The organism is Stutzerimonas kirkiae (genome assembly GCF_004327335.1).
In the GTDB taxonomy this organism is placed as follows: domain Bacteria; phylum Pseudomonadota; class Gammaproteobacteria; order Pseudomonadales; family Pseudomonadaceae; genus Stutzerimonas; species Stutzerimonas kirkiae.
This window is the reverse complement of record NZ_QJUO01000009.1, coordinates 44,023-61,166: the sequence shown is the minus strand read 5'-3', so window position 1 is coordinate 61,166 and position 17,144 is coordinate 44,023. Positions and strand designations below refer to the sequence as shown.

Here is a 17,144-nt window from a genome sequence, read left to right as displayed (position 1 = left end):
CGTTGTGCCACTATTTTGGCGCCGCGAATGCGTCGAATGCATTACAGCGGAAATACAAGTGGCACCAGCAGCACACTGAGGATCATCACCAGCAGGGTGAAGGGCACGCCGATACGTACGAAGTCGGCGAAGCCGTATCGTCCAGGCCCGAGTACCAGGGTGTTCACCGGGGAGGATATCGGTGTCATGAAGGCTGCCGAAGCGGCCAGGGCGACGATCATGGCGAACGGGTAGGGCGAAGCGCCAAGCTGCTGGGCGCTGGACAGCGCCACCGGAGCCATCAGTATCGCGGTGGCGGTGTTGGAGATGAACAGGCCGATCACCGCGGTCAGCACGAACAGGCAGGCCAGCAGCGCGTGCGGGCCTGCCCCGCCGACCAGGCCGATCAGGCCGGATACCGCCAGGTCGATTCCTCCGGTCTTCTGCAATGCCAGGGCGAACGGCAGCATGCCGACGATCAGGATCAGGCTCTGCCAGTGGATGGATTTGTAGGCGCTGTCCATATCGATACAGCGGAACAACCCCATGGCCAGGCAGCCGATCAATGCGGCCAGTACATTGGGCAGCACGCCGCTGACCATCAGCCCGACCATCAGCGCCAGGCCGAGCAGGGCGAAGGGGGCCTGGCTGGCGGCGGGCGCCACCTCGTCCACCTCGGCCGGCAGGCTGAGCACCAGGAAGTCGCGGGACAGGCCCTGCAGGCGGTGGATGTGTTTCCAGGCACCGGCCACCAGCAGGGTATCGCCGGGCCTCAGGCGTTCGTCCACCAGCACACCCTGCAGCGCCTCGCGGGCGCGCCGGACACCGACCACGTTGAGCTTGTGGCGGCTGCGGAAGCCGATTTCCTGGATGGTCTTGCCGGGCAGGCGCGAGTCGGGGGGCAGGGCGACTTCGGCCAGGCCCAGTTCGCGAGCGTGGATATCGTAGTAGGAGCTGCTCAGTTGCAAGGGCTCCAGCCCCAGTTCCCGATAGGCGCCGAGCAGCCCGATGGCCGGGCTGGCCAGGTCGACCAGCAGGACATCGCCAGCCAGCAGTTGAGTATTGCCGGTGGCGATCAGCAGCAGTGTGCGGAATTTGTGCGGGCGTTCGATGGCGATGACGTTGATGCCGTACTCCGAGCGCAGGCGCAACTCGTCCAGCGCCTGGCTGGCCAGGGGCGAGCCAGGCAGGACGCGCAGGCGTCGTTCGCGTTCGGAGAGCCGATAGGCGTGGGCCATGTCCGATAGCGTCAGGCGTGCCTCGCCATCACCGTCGTCCGTGCCGTCGTTACGCGCCAGCCAGCGACGGGCCAGCAGCATATAGCCGATACCGAGCACCAGCACCGCCAGGCCCACCGGGGCGAAGTCGAAGAAGGCGAAACCCTCCAGCCCGGCGCGCCGCAGTTCGCTGTGCACCACCATGTTCGGTGGGGTGGCGACCAATGTCAGCATGCCGCTGATCAGGCCGGCGAAGGCCAGCGGCATCATCAGCCGTCCAGGCGGTACCTTCAGGCGCAAGGCGATGCTGAGTACCACCGGGATAAAGATCGCCACCACCCCGGTGGAGCTCATCACCGAGCCGAGCCCCGCCACTGCCAGCATCAGCAGGATCAGCAGGCGCACTTCGCTGTCGCCGGCGGCATGCACCAGCCAGTCGCCAAGCCGGTAGGCGATGCCGGTGCGTACCAGGCCGTCACCGATGACGAACAGCGCGGCGATCAGCACTACGGCCGGATCGCTGAAACCGGCCAGCACTTCGTTGACGCTCAGCACCCCGGTCAGCGGCAGGGCGACGATGGCCAGCAGGGCGACCACGTCCATGCGCGGCCGGTTGAGGATGAAGCAGCCGACGCAGGCCGCCAGCAACAGCAGGACCAGCAGCAGGTCGTGGTTCATGGATAACCCAGGGCATCCTTGATGGATGGCAGGTTGCGTTCGACCCAGCCGCGGTCGATGGCGCCCCAGTCGCGTATACGGTAGTGCCCGGCATTGTGCCGTTCGCCCTGGGTGTGTTCGAAGCTGCAGTCGATGTCCAGTTCGGCCAGCGCCGCCAGCGTGTCCTGGGCGGTGCGGCGCGGCATGCCGGTGGCTTGCATCAGGGCGGGGACGCTGGTGGCCGCGCCGCTGTCGACCAGCCAGGCGACATACAGGCGGCGGTAGAAGCTGCTGCGGGTCTTGCTGATTTCCATCGGTCATCTCGTGCTTTGGGGCGGCAGGCGAGAAGTGTCCAGGGTTTGCCGGCGGGCGGCAAGCTACAGTGCCGCCAGCCGGCGCTTCAGCCAACCGAAGCGGATATGCTCCTGCTCCAGGCGCACGCGGCTGGCGGGCCGTCCGTCCGGGTGGGCGAGCAGGTCGTCGCGCAGTTCCTGGTACAGGGGCCGTTCGGCTACGGTCAGGCGTTGCAGGTCGGCCGTGCAGCGTTTGTCCGCCAGCTCCTCGCCCCACAGGCCATGGTGTTCGAGCGGGGTGGCGCGGTCCATCAGCAGCGAATGGGCATGGGGCAGGTGGGCGCGCAGGCCGTAGCGTCGGTCGAAGGCGCGCACGCCGCGGGCCTCGGTGTCGAGGTCGGCGCCGGGCAGCACCCGATCGAGCAGTTCGCCGAGCAGGCCGCGACGCTGTTCGATGAACTTGGTATCGACGCCGCCTATATCCAGTTGCCGCAGGTACAGCCCGCTGCGTGGATGGGTCTGGAACCAGGCCAGCACCAGCAGCACCTTGTGCCAGTGCCCGGCCTGTTCCAGGGCGCGTAGCGGGTGGCGCAACCGCCAGGGATGCAGCTCGGGAAAGCGGCTCAGGCTGGCGTCCGCCAGGCTGGCGAAACGCTCGGCCTCGCGGCGCTTGCCGAGCCAGCCGAGGGCGGTGTCGAGGTTGTCGATGGATGCCCCGTCGGGGATCTGGTTGCGCCCCAACTGGCGGTGGTTGATTTCCTTCCAGGCCAGCCGGTAAGGCCCTTCGCCATCCTGCAACTGGCGAATCCACTGGCGGACCGCCTCGAAGCGCGCGGCCAGGTCGGCGCTGCCGGGTTTTTTCAGCTTCAGCGCCAGCGGGAAGTCCGGCTCCTCGCCGAGCCTGGCGCGCAGCAGGGCACCGCTGTCTTGTTCGCGCAGTTGCGCGGGGGTGGTCCAACTGCTCATGCCGCCGGGGCCGCGGGCAGTATTTCAGGCTCGGCCAGGATCAGCACTGGTTTCATTCGCGGTCTTCCCCGTCTTCGTTGCGCAACGCCTTCTGCTCCCGGTACTCCTCTCCAGCGAGGCGCAGCAGGCGTAGTCGAAGCGCCGCGCCAGCTCGCCTTCCAGCCAATCGTAGAAGGGCGTTTCGGGCTTGATCTGCAGCTTGCGCACCAGCGAATCGGGGTGGCTGTCGAGACTGGCCCGGCCACGCCGTTCGCACACGCGGAAGTACACCAGGCGCTCGCCCAGGTGGGTCCGCTCGACCCATTGCAGCGCGTCGGGCACCAGCAGCGACAGGCCGAAGTTGTGCAGCAGGCGTTCGGCGACGCCCTCCCAGTCGCGTTCGTCGTCGCGCACTTGCAGCAGTTCGCCGACGAAGGGTAGTTCGCCTTCGTCCAGCTCCAGCGCCTGGCACAGCCGTGCGCGGATATCGAGGATGCGCGCCGGCAGGTTAGAGCGGCGGCTGCGTAGCGAGGCCAGCTCGGCGTCGAGCTGATCGTGCTGCTGGCGCAAACCGCGCAGTTCGACGGCGCTTTCAGTCTGCTGGTTCTGTGTCGCATCGCGCTGTTCGCGACAGTCTTCGCTCAACGCCGGCAGGGCCTGGCGGTTGGCCAGGAACGGCTCGGCGGCGCGTTGGCGGCGCTGCAGGTCGCTGTCCAGGCGGGCGATTTCTTCCTTGATGCCGGCCAGGCGATCGCCGCCGTTGCGGGCGATGGCGCGGTTGAGTTCGTCGCGCCGCGCCTGGCCCTGTTGCTGGCGTTCCTGCAGGCCGCGTTGCTGTTCGCGCTGGCGTTCGAGGTCCTGGGCGAGGTTGCCCAGGCGCCTGTCCAGCAGTTCGGCCTTGAGCCCGGCGAACCAGGGTGTCAGCGCTTCGCGGCAGGCGGCCAGGCAGGCGGCCTCGGCGCTTTCCAGCGCATGCCGGTCGCAGTTGGCCACCAGCGGGCCGAGCAGGGCGATCTGCTGCTTGGCCTTGAGCACCGCCTCGTGGGCGCGGTTGAGGTCGTCGAAGTGCTGGATCCGCGCCTGGATGCGTTCCTCCACCGGGAACTCTTCGAGCATGTGTTCGCGCACGAAATCGGTGAGGTTGCCCACCGATTTCATCGACACGGTCTGGCTGAACAGCTCCAGTGCCTGCTCGTCGGCGATGCCGAAGCGCCGGCGGAAGGCCGCGCCATAGGCGGCGAAGCTGCTTTCCAGGGCCACCCCGGGCAACTCGCGCAGGCGCTTGCGCAGGTTGCCCAGGTCGCTGCCGAAATGGGCGAAGTGCTCGGTGATCGACAGCGCGGCGTCGGCCACCACATAGAAGTGCTCCGGCTGGCCACGGCTTTCGGTGATATAGAACACCTGGGCCAGGGTGACGTGCTGGTCGTAGCCGGCGTTGTAGAAGTGGCCGAGGATCACCGAATAGCCGTTGTGGTCGCGCAGCGCCACGGGCTTGGCGTTGAGCCCGGCCTCGCTGCGCTCGGACTTGTACCAGCAGCTCACCCTTGCCGCCTTCGAAGGTGGCGATGCGCTCGCGCACCTGGCGGTCGAGGTCGCGAAAGTTCTGTTCCACCTCGCGAAAGTCCGCCAGCAGGCTGCGTGCCGTGGCGCTGACCTCGAGGAAGCGCTCGCGCACTCGGGTTTTGTCCATCAATCCGACCTGGCCGGCCCTGATCCGGGCGATTTCCTCGTCCAGCCCGGCCTTGCGCTTTTGCAGCTCGCGGATGCGCGCCTCGGGGTCGCTTTCGCTGCCCTCGACCATCTGCTTGAGCAACTCGAAGATCGCCAGCAGCCGCGACTCGGTGCCGACGAACTGGCGCTTGCCGAGGCTGGCCAGCCACTCGATGGCCTTTTCGCTGGCGGCGGTCAGCTCGAAATGCGCCTGGTCGCTGCCCGGCGGGTAGTACTTGCGCAGCCAGCCGTTGGGGTTGTCCGCCCATTCGTCCAGGTAGGCGCCGGCCTCGCGCGGATAGCGGTTCTCGCCGAGGCTGCGTTGCAGGTCGTAGAGCATATCGTCGAGCCTGGAGGCAGGCTTGGCTGAGCCAGGCTGCGCAGGTTGGGGGTGACGAAGGTCCGTTCGAGAAAGGCGACGACCAGCGGCGCGTTATCCGCCCGCAACAGCCTCCAGGCCGGGTGCTGTTGGCGCAGGGCAATGAGTTGGGCGTGGTCCATGGCAACTCTTGGATTGAAACAGAAGACGCGATTCTAGCTGGAATGCGCCCATTGGGCAGTAGGCGTTCTCGGCGGTTCGCGCGATGCATGGCAACGCGCCAAAAAGAGCGCTGGAAGGCTGGAGGAAAGAGCGTGATAGCCGCTGTTTTCGTCCAGCTTTCCAGCCTCCAGCGCTTTTATCGAAGCCCCTTATCGGTCTAGTGGCCGTGGGCGTCGCCGCCGGGCAGTCCGATGCGTACCAGTTGCATCATGCCCTGGTCCTCGTGGTCGAGGATGTGGCAGTGCAGGACGAAATCACCGATGTAGCGTTGGTAACGGGTTCTGACCACCAGCGTATAGGGGCGGGAGGGCGGCAGGGGTGGATCGACCTTCAATTCCCCTCCCAGGTTCTTCACCCACAGGGTGTCCTTCCATACGCCCTTGAGGCCCGCATACTGGGTGTCGATGTCCTCGCCCTGGCGGTCGACGGCCCCGGGAGCGCTCACATCCTTGCCGTCCGGGTCGAGGATCTTGACGATCTGGAAGGGGTTGACGTGAATATGGAAAGGGTGGCCCACCGTCCTGGAGTTCAGGGTCCATTCCTCCACGTCGCCCAAGGTCAGCGAGCGGTCTATCCGTCCAGGCTGGAAGGACTGATCGTTTACCTCGAAACGAAAGCCGTTCCCATCGGGGTCATTGACGATGTTGAAGGTCAGGGTCTGGCTGCCAGTCAGTTCATCGTCCTGGATAGTGGGATGAGGAACGAAACGAGTGAGTTTCAGCCCATTTTCCAGGTCCTTGGCAACGCTTGCCGCCACCTGCCCGGGGATGTTTGCCTTGGCGGCCTCCAGCAGTGCGTTGGTCAGGTAGCGCCGGCTGTCGCCTTGCACGCTGCCGCCCTGGGCCACCTGCACGAAGCCGAGCAGGGCGGGGGACAGGCCGTTGCGGTCGACCGAGGCGGCGGCTGGCGTGGCGGCATCGATCACGCAGTAGATACCGGGTTCGGGGAACACCATCAGGGTGTCCCAGCGATAGCCCGGTTGATAGACCGTTTGCTCGCTGGTCTGCACCTCCGCCAGGGTCAGGCCATCGGCGGCCACCCGGTGCTGGGGCAAGGGTTTGCCGGCGCATTGCTGCTGCAGCAGGGACCGCTGTGTGGCCAGGTCGAGCGTGGCGGGCAGTTCATTGCTTTGCAGCTTGCGGAATTGCAGGCTGATGGTGTCGCGAACGCCACCATGGATGACCCGCCAGCGTTCGACCTGGCCGCTGGTGGCCTCCGTGAATAGCGGCAAGACCCGGCCATTGATACTGGTATAGCGGCCCGAGGTGGCCCACTCACCGGGGCCGAACAGGTCATAGTCGTCAATCGTGCCAACGTCGCCCGGGTCGCAACGGTAGGTTTTGTCAGGGTTGCGCTTGATGCTGTTGTCCTGGTCGCGGCAGGCGTACTGGATTTGCTGCAGCACCACCAGGCGCTCGCGAAAGGGTTGCGTGGCGGTTGGCTTGAGCAGGGTGTCCAGGTCGCCGTTGCTGTTTCCGTCGGGCAGGCGATTGCCGCGTACGATCAATGCGCCGGCCATCCCGCTGGAGACCTGCAGGGCGGTGGAGCCGTGCAGGTGGGTGTGATACCAGAAGGTGCCGGCGGGATGGTCGCTGGGGATGTTGTATTCGTACTCGAATTGAACGCCAGGGTTGATGCTCAGCAGGACATTGTCACTGTTGCCCGCGGGGCTCACCCATAATCCGTGGGCGTGCAGGTTGGTGCCGTTGAAACAGTGCGGCTGGTTGATGTCGCCGCCTTCGCGGTTGCAGGTGGCATCGGCGGCCAGCTCGTTGCTCAGGCTGATGCGGGCGGTTTCGCCTGGCTGCACTTCGATGGTCGGTGAAATGAACGGCGTGCTTGGGTCCACCTGGGGGCCTTGGTAGCTGCGCAGGTTGACCTGTTCCCTGCGACCGCTGGCCGGGTTGTAGAGTTCGCCCGGGGTCTGCTGCACGCGCAGTTGCAGGTGGGCGCCGCCGGGCTGCGACAGGAGGTTGGGGCTGGACGCCTGCCGATCACGCGATTCCAGCTTGGGCGGATCGCTGACGGTAGCCAGGGCCAGCTCTTCGGCCCAGCCGTTCGGCGATAGGGTGAGTGCGAAAATACCGAGGGAAATACCAAGTGCCGGGGTACGCCGGGGTGAGTCCATCAGCGCCATGGTGAAGCTCCTTGCATAGGCCTTGAAGTGGTGGCCAGAGTCTGGCCGGCAATCAGCAGATAGACAGGCGCCCGATGACGTCCCTGTCATACCGCTTTTGCCAGTATGGCACACCGCTATCATTTTTCAGGCTCATGGCACCAAGGCTCGCAGGGCAAGCGCGCCATGCGCGGCAAACAGCCGAAAACAGCGCTGGAAGGCTTGAGGCTGGACGAAAGAGCGGCCAGGGCTCAGCTCAGCAGCAAGGCATCGTCGCTGACCTGCTCGCCACGCACCTTCTCGAACATCTGCAACAGGTCCGGCACGTCCAGGCCCTGGCGCTCGTCGCCGCTGACGTCCAGTACCACCTGGCCCTGGTGCAGCATCACCGTGCGGTCGCCGACATCCAGCGCCTGGCGCATGCTGTGGGTGACCATCATGGTGGTCAGGCGTTTCTCGGCGACGATGCGCGCGGTCAGTTGCAGCACGAAGTCGGCGGTGCGCGGGTCGAGGGCGGCGGTGTGTTCGTCCAGCAGCAGGATGCGCGAGGGCTGCAGGGCCGCCATCAGCAGGCTGACCGCCTGGCGCTGGCCGCCGGAGAGCAGGCCGATACGGTCGCCCAGGCGGTTCTCCAGGCCCAGGCCGAGGGTCGCCAGGCTGGCGCGGAAGTCGTCGCGCATGGCCGCCTTCACGGCCCGGCCGAGGCCGCGGCGATGGCCGCGCTCCTGCGCCAGGGCCATGTTTTCCTCGATGCTCAGGTCCTCGCAGGTGCCCGCCATGGGGTCCTGGAACACGCGGGCGACGCGGTTGGCACGCTCCCAGACCGGTTGCCGGGTGACATCGGCGCCGTCGATGAGGATCGCGCCGCTGTCCACCGGCAGGTCGCCGGACACCGCGTTGAGGAAGGTCGATTTGCCGGCGCCGTTGGTGCCGATCACCGTGACGAACTGCCCGGTGGGGATGTCCAGGGACAGCCCTTGCAGCGCCCGGGTCTCGATCGGCGTGCCGGCGTTGAAGGTGATGTGCAGGTTGTTCGCGCTGAGCATGTCAGTTCCTCCGGCCGCTGGTCAGGCGTTTCTTCAAGAGCGGGATGACCAGGGCGACGGTGACCAGTACCGCTGTGACCAGGTTCAGGTCCTGGGCCTGCAGGCCGATGAAGTCGCTGTTCAGCGCCAGGGCGATGAAGAAGCGGTAGACGATGGCGCCGAGGATTACCGCCAGGGTCAGGTAGAACAGCCGGCGCGCCGGCAGGATGCTCTCGCCGACGATCACTGCCGCCAGGCCGATGACGATGGTGCCGACCCCCATGGAAATGTCGGCGCCGCCCTGGGACTGCGCGAACAGCGCGCCGGCCAGCGCCACCAGGGCATTGGAGACGGCCATGCCGAGCAGCACCATGGCCCCTGAGTTGATGCCCTGGGCGCGTGCCATGCGCCCGTTGGAACCGGTGGCGCGGATCGCCAGGCCGGTCTGGGTGGAGAAGAACCAGTCCAGCGCCAACTTGGCCGCGACGATCACCAGCAGCAGGATCAGCGGGCGGGCGATATAGTCGTCCAGCCATTCCGGTTGCAATACGCTGAACAGTGTCGGCGAGGTGATCAGCGGTACATTCGGGCCACCCATGATGCGCAGGTTGATCGAGTACAGGGCGATCATGATCAGGATGCTGGCCAGTAGGTCCATGATCTTCAGCTTGACGTTCAGCCACCCGGTGACCAGCCCGGCCGCGGCGCCGGCGAAGGTGGCGAGCAGGGTGGCCAGGAACGGGTCGCTGCCATTGGCGATAAGGATCGCGCAGACGGCGCCGCCCAGCGGGAAGCTGCCGTCAACGGTCAGGTCGGGGAAGCGCAGCAGGCGAAAGGAAATGAACACGCCCAGGGCGACCAGGCTGAAGATCAGGCCGATTTCCAGGGCACCGAGAAAGGAAAACAAAGACATGGGTTATTTGACCAGGCTGGGTAAGAACCTGTTCACGATCTGCTGCGCGTCGGCCCTGTTGCGTTGAAAACAGGCTCGGAATGCTCATTTACCACTCGTAAACTTCGCTTCCTCGCCTGTTCTTGCCTTGCAGGGTTCTAGCTCGCGAGATCGTGAACAGGTTCCAGGTGAACCGACCCGCCTGCCGGGCGGGGTGGCACTGTTCGACGATCGTGGCGGCGGGCCATGGGCCCCGCCGCCGTTGGCTTACTCGATGACTTTGGTGGCCGATTCGAGCAGTTCGCTGGACAACGTCACACCCTGTTTGCGGGCGGCGCCGGCATTCAGGAACAGTTCCAGGTTCTCGCTGGTCTGCGGCGCGATGCTGCCCGGCTGCTCGCCTTCGAGGATGCGCACGACGATGCGCCCGGTCTGCTTGCCGAGGTCCAGGTAGTCCACGCCGAGGGCGGCGATGGCGCCACGTTCGACGCTGCCGGTGTCGGAAGCGATCAACGGGGTCCTGGTGTCGTTGCCGACCTTGACCAGCGCCTCGTAGGCGGAAACCACGTTGTTATCGGTGTTGCTGTAGATCACGTCGACCTTGCCGACCAGGCTGCGCGCGGCGCTGCCGACATCCACCGAGCGCGGCGCGGCGGCTTCGACCAGGGTCAGGCCGTGCCTGGGCAGCAGTTCCTTGAGTTCCTTGACCACCACCGCCGAGTTGGCTTCGCCGGGGTTGTAGACGATACCGACACGCTTGGCCTCGGGCAGGATGCGTTTGATCAGGTCGATCTGGCGCTCCAGCTCCAGCTTGTCCGAGGCGCCGGTGACATTGGTGCCGGAGGCCTCCCAACTGGGTGTCAATTGTGCGCCGACCGGGTCGGTGACGGCGGAGAACACCAGGGGAACGCTCTTGCTGGCGGCGACCACGGCCTGGGCCGAGGGCGTACCGATGGCGACGATGGCGTCCGGGCGGTCACCGATGTACTTGCGGGCGATCTGCGCGGCGGTACCGGTGTTGCCCTGGGCACTCTGGTACTGCCACTTGAGATTCCTGCCTTCCTCGTAGCCGGCTTCCGCCAGCACCGCGCGCACGCCGTCGCGCACCGCATCCAGCGCCGGGTGCTCGACGATGGCGGTCACCGCGACGGATTTCTGCTCGGTGGCGAAACCGTGGAGCGGGGCGGCAATGGCCAGGGCCAGAGCGCCGAGGGACAGCCATTTGTTCTTGGCTAGCAGCATGGGTATCTCCTGGAAAAGGTCAGCGTTTGTTGTCTTGCCCGGGGTTGGCGGTAATGCACAACCCGGCATCCTTCGTGATACTGCGTGCAGTCTATGCACGCCAGCCCGTCACAGGCTGGCGATACGTTCGCGCTGTTCGAGCAGGCGGGCCCTGGCCTGCTGCGCCTCGGCCAGCTTGGCGCGTTCCTTGTCGATCACCTCGGCGGGCGCCTTGTCGACGAAACCGGCATTGCCCAGTTTGCCGCCGACGCGCTTGATCTCGCCGTCGAAACGGGCGATCTCCTTGTCCAGGCGCGCCAGCTCGGCGTCCTTGTCGATCAGCCCGGCCATCGGCACCAGCACCTGCAGGTCGCCGACCAGCGCGGTCGCCGCCAGCGGTGCCTGCTCGCCCTCGGCGAGTACCCGCACGCTGTCGAGCTTGGCCAGCTTGTTCAGCAGCGGCTCGTTCTCGCGCAGGCGGCGGAGGTCCTCGGTGCTGGCATTGTCCAGCACCACGTCGATGCGCCTGGCCATGGAGATGTTCATCTCCGCACGGATCTGGCGGATGCCCAGCATGAACGCCTTGACCCACTCGATATCGCCTTCGGCGGCGCTGTCCAGCCGCTCGGGATTGAGTTCCGGCCAGGGCTGCAGCATCAGCGTCGGGCCGCCCTTGCCGGCCAGCGGGGCGACGCGCTGCCAGATTTCCTCGGTGATGAACGGCATGAACGGGTGGGCCAGGCGCAGGATCGCCTCCAGCACCCGCACCAGGGTGCGGCGGGTGCCGCGCTGGCGTTCAGGGGAGGCCTGTTCATCCCAGAGCACAGGCTTGACCAGTTCCAGGTACCAGGCGCAGTACTCGTCCCAGATGAACTCGTAGAGCGCCTGGGTGGCCAGGTCGAAACGGAAGGCTTCCAACTGGCGGTTCACTTCCATCTCGGTGCGTTGCAGCGAGGAAATGATCCAGCGGTCGACCGAGGACAGTTCGACCGGCTCGTTGGCCACGCCGGTGTCCTTGCCCTCGGTGTTCTCGAAGACGAAGTTGGCGGCGTTCCACAGCTTGTTGCAGAAGTTGCGGTAGCCCTCGACGCGCCCCATGTCGAACTTGATGTCGCGACCGGTGGACGCCAGCGAGCAGAAGGTGAAGCGCAGGGCATCGGTGCCGTAGCTGGCGATGCCTTCAGGGAACTCGTTGCGCGTCTGCTTGACGATCTTCTCCGCCAGCTTGGGCTGCATCATGCCGCTGGTGCGCTTTTCCAGCAGTCTTTCGAGGGTGATGCCATCGACGATGTCCAGCGGGTCGAGCACGTTGCCCTTGGACTTGGACATCTTCTGCCCCTGGCCGTCGCGCACCAGGCCGTGGACGTAGACGGTTCTGAACGGGATCTGCCCGGTCAGGTGGGTGGACAGCATGATCATCCGCGCGACCCAGAAGAAGATGATGTCGAAGCCGGTCACCAGCACGTCGGTGGGGTGAAAGGTCTTGAGGAAGTCGGTCTGCTCGGGCCAGCCGAGGGTGGAGAAGGTCCACAGCCCGGCGCTGAACCAGGTGTCGAGCACGTCGTTGTCCTGGCGCAGCGGTTCGTCGTTGCGGATGGCGTACTTCTTGCGCACATCGACTTCGTCGCGGCCGACATAGACGTTGCCGGCCTCGTCGTACCAGGCCGGGATGCGGTGGCCCCACCACAACTGGCGGCTGATGCACCAGTCCTGGATATCGCGCATCCAGGAGAAGTACATGTTTTCGTACTGCTTGGGCACAAACTGGATATCGCCGTTTTCCACCACCTCGATGGCTTTCTTCGCCAGGGGCTTGGTGGAAACGTACCACTGGTCGGTCAGCCAGGGCTCGATGATGGTGCCGGAACGGTCGCCACGCGGCACTTTCAGCGCGTGTTCGTCGATCTTCTCCAGCAGGCCCATGGCCTCGAACTCGGCAACGATGGCCTTGCGCGCATCGAAGCGGTCCATGTGCGCATAGCCGTCCGGCAGGCTCGGGTCGACCTTGTCGTTGTGCGTACCGTCGATGTTGAACACCTGGGCCTTGGCCAGCACGGCGGCGTTCTGGTCGAAGATATTGATCAGTGGCAGGTTGTGGCGCTTGCCGACTTCATAGTCGTTGAAGTCGTGGGCCGGGGTGATCTTCACACAGCCGGTGCCGAACTCGCGGTCGACGTATTCGTCGGCGACGATCGGGATCAGGCGGTTGACCAGCGGCAGCAGCACATGGCGGCCGATCAACTGGCGGTAGCGCTCGTCCTCCGGGTGGACGGCGACGGCGGCGTCGCCCAGCACGGTTTCCGGGCGGGTGGTGGCGACCACCAGGTGGTCCTTGCCCTCGGCGGTCTTCACGCCATCGGCCAGCGGGAAGCGCAGGTGCCAGAGGTGGCCCTTCTCGTCGTGGTTCTCCACCTCCAGGTCGGAAATGGCGGTGTGCAGCTTGGTGTCCCAGTTGACCAGGCGCTTGCCACGGTAGATCAGGCCGTCCTCATGCAGGCGCACGAAAGCTTCCTTGACCGCGTTGGACATGCCGTCGTCCATGGTGAAGCGCTCGCGCGACCAGTCCACCGAGGAACCGAGCCGACGAATCTGCCGGGTGATGTTGCCGCCGGACTCTTCCTTCCACTCCCAGACCTTGTCGAGGAACTTCGCCCGGCCAAGGTCATGGCGGCTGACGCCCTGGGCGCCCAGTTGGCGCTCCACCACCATCTGCGTGGCGATCCCCGCGTGGTCGGTGCCCGGCTGCCACAGGGTGTTGCGCCCCTGCATGCGGCGCCAGCGGATCAGCGCATCCATGATGGCGTTATTGAAACCATGGCCCATATGCAGGCTGCCGGTGACATTCGGCGGCGGGATCATGATGGTGTAGGGATCGCCGCTGCCTTGCGGGGCGAAATAATTCTGCGATTCCCACTCGGCGTACCAACGGGATTCAATGGCGTGTGGCTGGTAGGTCTTGTCCATGCGGCGGGACCCTTGCATCAGGATGAACGGTAAAGCCGGGCAGTATAGCGAGGTAGGGGCGAAAAGCCGATAACGGCAAGGGATATCTCCAGGGCAATCGCGCTTGCACAGCAAACAGCCGAAAACAGCGCTGGAAGGCTTGGCTGGACGAAAGAGCGTGGCAGCCGGTGTTTTTCGTCCGGCTTTCCAGCCTCCAGCGCTTTTTCGAAAGTGCTTGGTCAATAAATGAACAGTCCTTCCGGGCTCAGGAACCATCGGGGTTGCGGCGCTTATTCCCAGTCTTATCCACAGTTTTCTCCACGGGAATCGGGCATAAGTCATTGTTTGCTTTACAGGGCTTGTGACAAAACGTCGACAGCTCTTGTTTTTGGATAAAAATTCAACAAATCAATGTGTTATGCGGACTTTATGGGAAATATGAAGAGCTTTGCTCACTAAGTGAACAGTTTCCCGCAGGGTGCGCCAATTCATCGATGCATGAATTCACTCAGGGCTTATCCACAATTCGATCCACAGGAACTGTGGGCAAGATGGCCTTCATTCGGCGACCTGCAAGCGGCTGCGGCCACGGCTGATATCACTGAGAAGTACTTGCAGGTCCTGCAGCTTCTCCCCGGGCAGGGCCAGCTCCAGGGTGGCGCCCTCGGCATCGAAGTGCTCGGCTTCCAGCAGGGCTTCAAGTTCTTGCAGGCGCGACTTGAGAATGGGCAGTTCGTTGAAACGGCAGTGGCAACTGCAGTGCACGCGGGTGACCAGCGGTTGCAATACGGAGGCCTGCAAGCACTTGGCCACCGAACCGCCATAGGCCCGGGCCAGCCCGCCGGTACCGAGCTGTATGCCACCGAACCAGCGCGTGGTGACCACCACGAGCCGGTCGCAGTCCTGGCCTTCGATGGCCGTGAGCATGGGGCGGCCAGCCGTGCCACCGGGCTCGCCATCATCGCTGAAACGGTACAGGTTGCCGATTTTCCAGGCCCAGCAGTTATGGCTGGCGCTCGGGTCGCTGATGCGCTGGATAAACGCCAGGGCCTGTTCGGGTGTATCCACCTGTGCCGCGTGGGTCAGGAAACGGCTCTTGCGGATGATTTCCTGGTATTCACAGGGGCTGGCGAGGGTGAAGGGCATGGTATGTCGCGTCGTGGATAGAGCTGAAAGGAGCGCTGGAAGCTGGACGCAAGAGCGTGACGGCCCCTGTTCTTTATCCAGCTTTCCAGCCTTCTGCGCTTTTGTCGAGGCACCTCGCTCATGCGTCCCGCGGGAAGTGGCGGTCCGTCAGCTATCGAAAAACAGGATCTTGATGGAGATGCTCAGGGACACGCTGATCATCACTACACGGATCAGCCGGTGCCCGCTGCGCACCGCCATCCTGGCACCGAGGTTGCCGCCGAGCAGTTGCCCGGCCAGCATCGCCAGCCCGATGGACCAGAGGATGCCGCCATGCAGGATGAAGAACAACAGCGCGGCCAGGTTGCTGCAGAAATTCAGTACCTTGGCATGGGCGGTGGCCTTGATCATGTTGTAGCCGAGCAGCAGCACGAAGCCTATGGAAAGAAAGGCCCCGGTGCCCGGCCCGAAGAATCCATCGTAGAAGCCGATGGCGGGAGCGATCAGCAGCAGGTAGTAGGCGGGCGACAACAGTTGCTTCTTGTCGGCCTCGCCGAGCCTGGGCGAAAGCAGGAAATAGATGGAAAAAGCGATCAGCAGGATGGGAATGACGCTTTTCAGCAGCGAGTTGTCGATCCGCGTCAGCACCAGCGCGCCTGTCAGCGAACCGATGAAGGTGGTCAGCATCATCGGCCACACCCGGCCCAGGTGAACTTCGCGGATGCGCACGAAGTACAGGGCCGAGGAGAACGAGCCGGCTGCGGCGCCAAGCTTGTTGGTGGCGATCGCGGCGGCGGGTGGAATACCCAGGGCGAGCAGTGCCGGCAAGGTGATCAGGCCACCGCCGCCGGCGATGGCGTCGATACAACCGGCGAGCATCGCGATCAGAAAGAACAGCAGAAGAAGTTCGGCGCTGAATTCCACGATGATGCCCCTGGCGAGTCGATGGCGTGCAAGCCTATGGAGGGGGCTGGGCGATCGCAAGGGGTTTCACGGCCATTTCCGTAGAGGGCTGGTCACGGACTGTCCCTGGCGCGGGGCGCGCGCATCTGGACGACAGGCTCCGCCACTCCCGGTGCGCACGGCACACCCTTGGCAAGCCAGGTTGCAACAGACCCTCTGCGCTCATTGCTTGCGGTTGCGCGCCGCTGGCAGGCTGACCCAGGTCAGCATATAGCCATCCTGCTCATAAAAGCCGCCTTCGAGCAGGCGGCCACTGGTGAATTCATCGTTCAGGTCGATATGCAGGAGCAGCCGCGCCTGGCCGGCGTCGGACCATTCCAGCAATTCGGCGTCCTCGAAATAGAAGTGCCGGCGCGTAAGCGGGTAGAGCGCCTTGTACAGGCTTTCCTTGATGGAGAAGGTCAGGCTGAGCAATCGGCAACGCCGCTCGGAATCCAGGGTGAACCAGCGCTCGCGTTCGCACGGCAGCAGGATCTGCTCATGCAGTTCATCGGCCTTGCGTTCATCGAAGATATGCTCGATATCGACGCCGATACAGGCAGTACGCTCCAGGGAGGCGACCGCCGCCAGGGCGATATCGCTGCAATGGCTGATGGACCCGCATACCCCGGGGGGCCATTGTGGCGCGCGGTCGCTGCTGATCGAGGGCGTTTGCGCATGCCCGGTCAGTGCCAGCAGCGCGTCGCGTGCACACAGGCGGCCGGCGATGAATTCGGCCTGCCTGCGTGGGACCGAGCGGGCGATGGAAGCCGGCAATGCGATACCGGACCCTTCGATATGCATCCGGGTCAGGCAGCCAGGGGCGAAGCGAGCCGTAACCAGCCGGCAGCCAGGCACCGGGACCGGGTCGACGGTCCAGTGGTGCGGGGATATCCACATGCTCAGCGAGCCGGTTCGTATTTCACGCAGTGCCGGCAGTGAATCAGCGCATCGCGGATCATGAAATTGACCAGGGTCGGCGAGACGCCGAGTTCCTTGGCGATGTCTTTTTGCTGTTTACCGTGTACGCGATACATGACGAAGGCGTAGCGCGTTCGCTCGGGCAGTTGCTTGAGGGCCAGTTCGACGAGATCCAGTGTTTCCTGGTTGAGGCTCTCCGTCTCGGGGGTGCAGCTATCGAGGGCGGCGTTGGTGCCTTCCTCTTCGCAAGTCGTGTAGCGCTGCTCCAGCGCCTGCTTGCGATAACTGTCGATGGCGAGGTTGTGGACGATGCGGAAGACATAGCTGGCCCGGGCCTTGAGCGGCAATCCCTGCGCAGGTCCGTTGGCCAGCCTGAAGAAAGCATCCTGGACGACATCCTCGGCACGGCTGGGGCAACCGGTGATGCGGGTCGCCGCCTTGACCAGGTTGTGCCGGTTGTCGACCAGGGTTTTCAGCAAATCCGAAGATTCTTCATCGCCTTCCGCGTTGCACTCTACGCTTCCGAATTCCTGCATGGCAGTACCTATGCGGCAAGAGGTTGCAAAAGTCTGTTTCCCATAAACGCCAGAAAAAGTAGGCATTCCCCAAACAAGAGT

General features: G+C 64.7%; 14 protein-coding genes and 1 pseudogene. All 15 read right to left on the bottom strand.

Going from position 1 to position 17,144, the window contains the following annotated elements; all coding sequences use genetic code 11:
• Positions 1-41 precede the first annotated feature (41 nt).
• Positions 42-1,874 carry an SLC13 family permease gene (locus tag DNJ95_RS07235; RefSeq protein ID WP_131184051.1) on the bottom strand — a complete coding sequence of 611 codons (1,833 nt, stop codon included), beginning with the start codon at positions 1,872-1,874 and terminating at the stop codon, positions 42-44.
• Positions 1,871-2,167 (bottom strand): winged helix-turn-helix domain-containing protein, encoded by a 297-nt coding sequence (locus DNJ95_RS07230; RefSeq protein WP_131184050.1) that lies wholly within the window; start codon positions 2,165-2,167, stop codon positions 1,871-1,873. The genes DNJ95_RS07235 and DNJ95_RS07230 overlap by 4 nt, the downstream gene beginning before the upstream one ends.
• A gap of 63 nt (positions 2,168-2,230) precedes the next feature.
• Entirely contained in the window at positions 2,231-3,112 is an 882-nt protein-coding gene (locus DNJ95_RS07225; RefSeq protein WP_131184049.1) for a DUF3322 domain-containing protein, read from the bottom strand.
• A gap of 24 nt (positions 3,113-3,136) precedes the next feature.
• Positions 3,137-4,633 (bottom strand): ATP-binding protein, encoded by a 1,497-nt coding sequence (locus tag DNJ95_RS19435; protein ID WP_242671949.1) that lies wholly within the window; start codon positions 4,631-4,633, stop codon positions 3,137-3,139.
• 22 nt (positions 4,634-4,655) lie between these two features.
• Positions 4,656-5,102 (bottom strand): annotated as a pseudogene (locus tag DNJ95_RS19430) (DUF3375 family protein); the annotation flags it as partial.
• Positions 4,997-5,302: a DUF3375 family protein gene (locus DNJ95_RS19660; RefSeq protein ID WP_276330881.1), complete on the bottom strand. Its 306-nt coding sequence runs from the start codon at positions 5,300-5,302 to the stop codon at positions 4,997-4,999. The gene DNJ95_RS19660 and the pseudogene DNJ95_RS19430, both read right to left, overlap by 106 nt.
• A 197-nt stretch (positions 5,303-5,499) precedes the next feature.
• Entirely contained in the window at positions 5,500-7,479 is a 1,980-nt protein-coding gene (locus tag DNJ95_RS07215) for a multicopper oxidase family protein (protein WP_131184048.1), read from the bottom strand.
• A 230-nt stretch (positions 7,480-7,709) separates the two neighbouring features.
• Positions 7,710-8,504: an ABC transporter ATP-binding protein gene (locus DNJ95_RS07210; RefSeq protein WP_131184047.1), complete on the bottom strand. Its 795-nt coding sequence runs from the start codon at positions 8,502-8,504 to the stop codon at positions 7,710-7,712.
• Between the two features lies 1 nt (position 8,505).
• Complete coding sequence (locus DNJ95_RS07205) at positions 8,506-9,396, bottom strand: ABC transporter permease (protein ID WP_131184046.1); 891 nt, start codon at positions 9,394-9,396, stop codon at positions 8,506-8,508.
• Between the two features lie 246 nt (positions 9,397-9,642).
• Positions 9,643-10,617 (bottom strand): ABC transporter substrate-binding protein, encoded by a 975-nt coding sequence (locus tag DNJ95_RS07200; RefSeq protein ID WP_131184045.1) that lies wholly within the window; start codon positions 10,615-10,617, stop codon positions 9,643-9,645.
• Between the two features lie 108 nt (positions 10,618-10,725).
• Entirely contained in the window at positions 10,726-13,560 is a 2,835-nt protein-coding gene (locus DNJ95_RS07195; RefSeq protein WP_131184044.1) for a valine--tRNA ligase, read from the bottom strand.
• A gap of 537 nt (positions 13,561-14,097) precedes the next feature.
• Positions 14,098-14,685, bottom strand: coding sequence for an IMPACT family protein (locus DNJ95_RS07190; protein WP_131184043.1), 588 nt, complete (start codon positions 14,683-14,685; stop codon positions 14,098-14,100).
• Between the two features lie 147 nt (positions 14,686-14,832).
• A complete protein-coding gene (locus DNJ95_RS07185; protein ID WP_131184042.1) occupies positions 14,833-15,588 on the bottom strand; it encodes a TSUP family transporter in 756 nt (251 codons plus the stop codon).
• A gap of 201 nt (positions 15,589-15,789) precedes the next feature.
• Entirely contained in the window at positions 15,790-16,506 is a 717-nt protein-coding gene (locus DNJ95_RS07180; RefSeq protein WP_131184041.1) for a 4'-phosphopantetheinyl transferase family protein, read from the bottom strand.
• A gap of 2 nt (positions 16,507-16,508) precedes the next feature.
• Complete coding sequence (locus DNJ95_RS07175; RefSeq protein ID WP_131184040.1) at positions 16,509-17,063, bottom strand: RNA polymerase factor sigma-70; 555 nt, start codon at positions 17,061-17,063, stop codon at positions 16,509-16,511.
• Between the last annotated feature and the right edge of the window lie 81 nt (positions 17,064-17,144).

Bases quoted from the DNA above. Each gene is read 5' to 3' on its own strand.
- DNJ95_RS07230 (WP_131184050.1), bottom strand. From the start codon at position 2,167: ATGGAAATCAGCAAGACCCGCAGCAGCTTCTACCGCCGCCTGTATGTC.
- DNJ95_RS07180 (WP_131184041.1), bottom strand. From the start codon at position 16,506: ATGTGGATATCCCCGCACCACTGGACCGTCGACCCGGTCCCGGTGCCT.
- DNJ95_RS07200 (WP_131184045.1), bottom strand. From the start codon at position 10,617: ATGCTGCTAGCCAAGAACAAATGGCTGTCCCTCGGCGCTCTGGCCCTG.
- DNJ95_RS07175 (WP_131184040.1), bottom strand. From the start codon at position 17,063: ATGCAGGAATTCGGAAGCGTAGAGTGCAACGCGGAAGGCGATGAAGAA.
- DNJ95_RS19660 (WP_276330881.1), bottom strand. From the start codon at position 5,302: ATGGACCACGCCCAACTCATTGCCCTGCGCCAACAGCACCCGGCCTGG.
- DNJ95_RS07215 (WP_131184048.1), bottom strand. From the start codon at position 7,479: ATGGCGCTGATGGACTCACCCCGGCGTACCCCGGCACTTGGTATTTCC.
- DNJ95_RS07235 (WP_131184051.1), bottom strand. From the start codon at position 1,874: ATGAACCACGACCTGCTGCTGGTCCTGCTGTTGCTGGCGGCCTGCGTC.
- DNJ95_RS07190 (WP_131184043.1), bottom strand. From the start codon at position 14,685: ATGCCCTTCACCCTCGCCAGCCCCTGTGAATACCAGGAAATCATCCGC.
- DNJ95_RS07210 (WP_131184047.1), bottom strand. From the start codon at position 8,504: ATGCTCAGCGCGAACAACCTGCACATCACCTTCAACGCCGGCACGCCG.
- DNJ95_RS07205 (WP_131184046.1), bottom strand. From the start codon at position 9,396: ATGTCTTTGTTTTCCTTTCTCGGTGCCCTGGAAATCGGCCTGATCTTC.
- DNJ95_RS07225 (WP_131184049.1), bottom strand. From the start codon at position 3,112: ATGAGCAGTTGGACCACCCCCGCGCAACTGCGCGAACAAGACAGCGGT.
- DNJ95_RS07195 (WP_131184044.1), bottom strand. From the start codon at position 13,560: ATGGACAAGACCTACCAGCCACACGCCATTGAATCCCGTTGGTACGCC.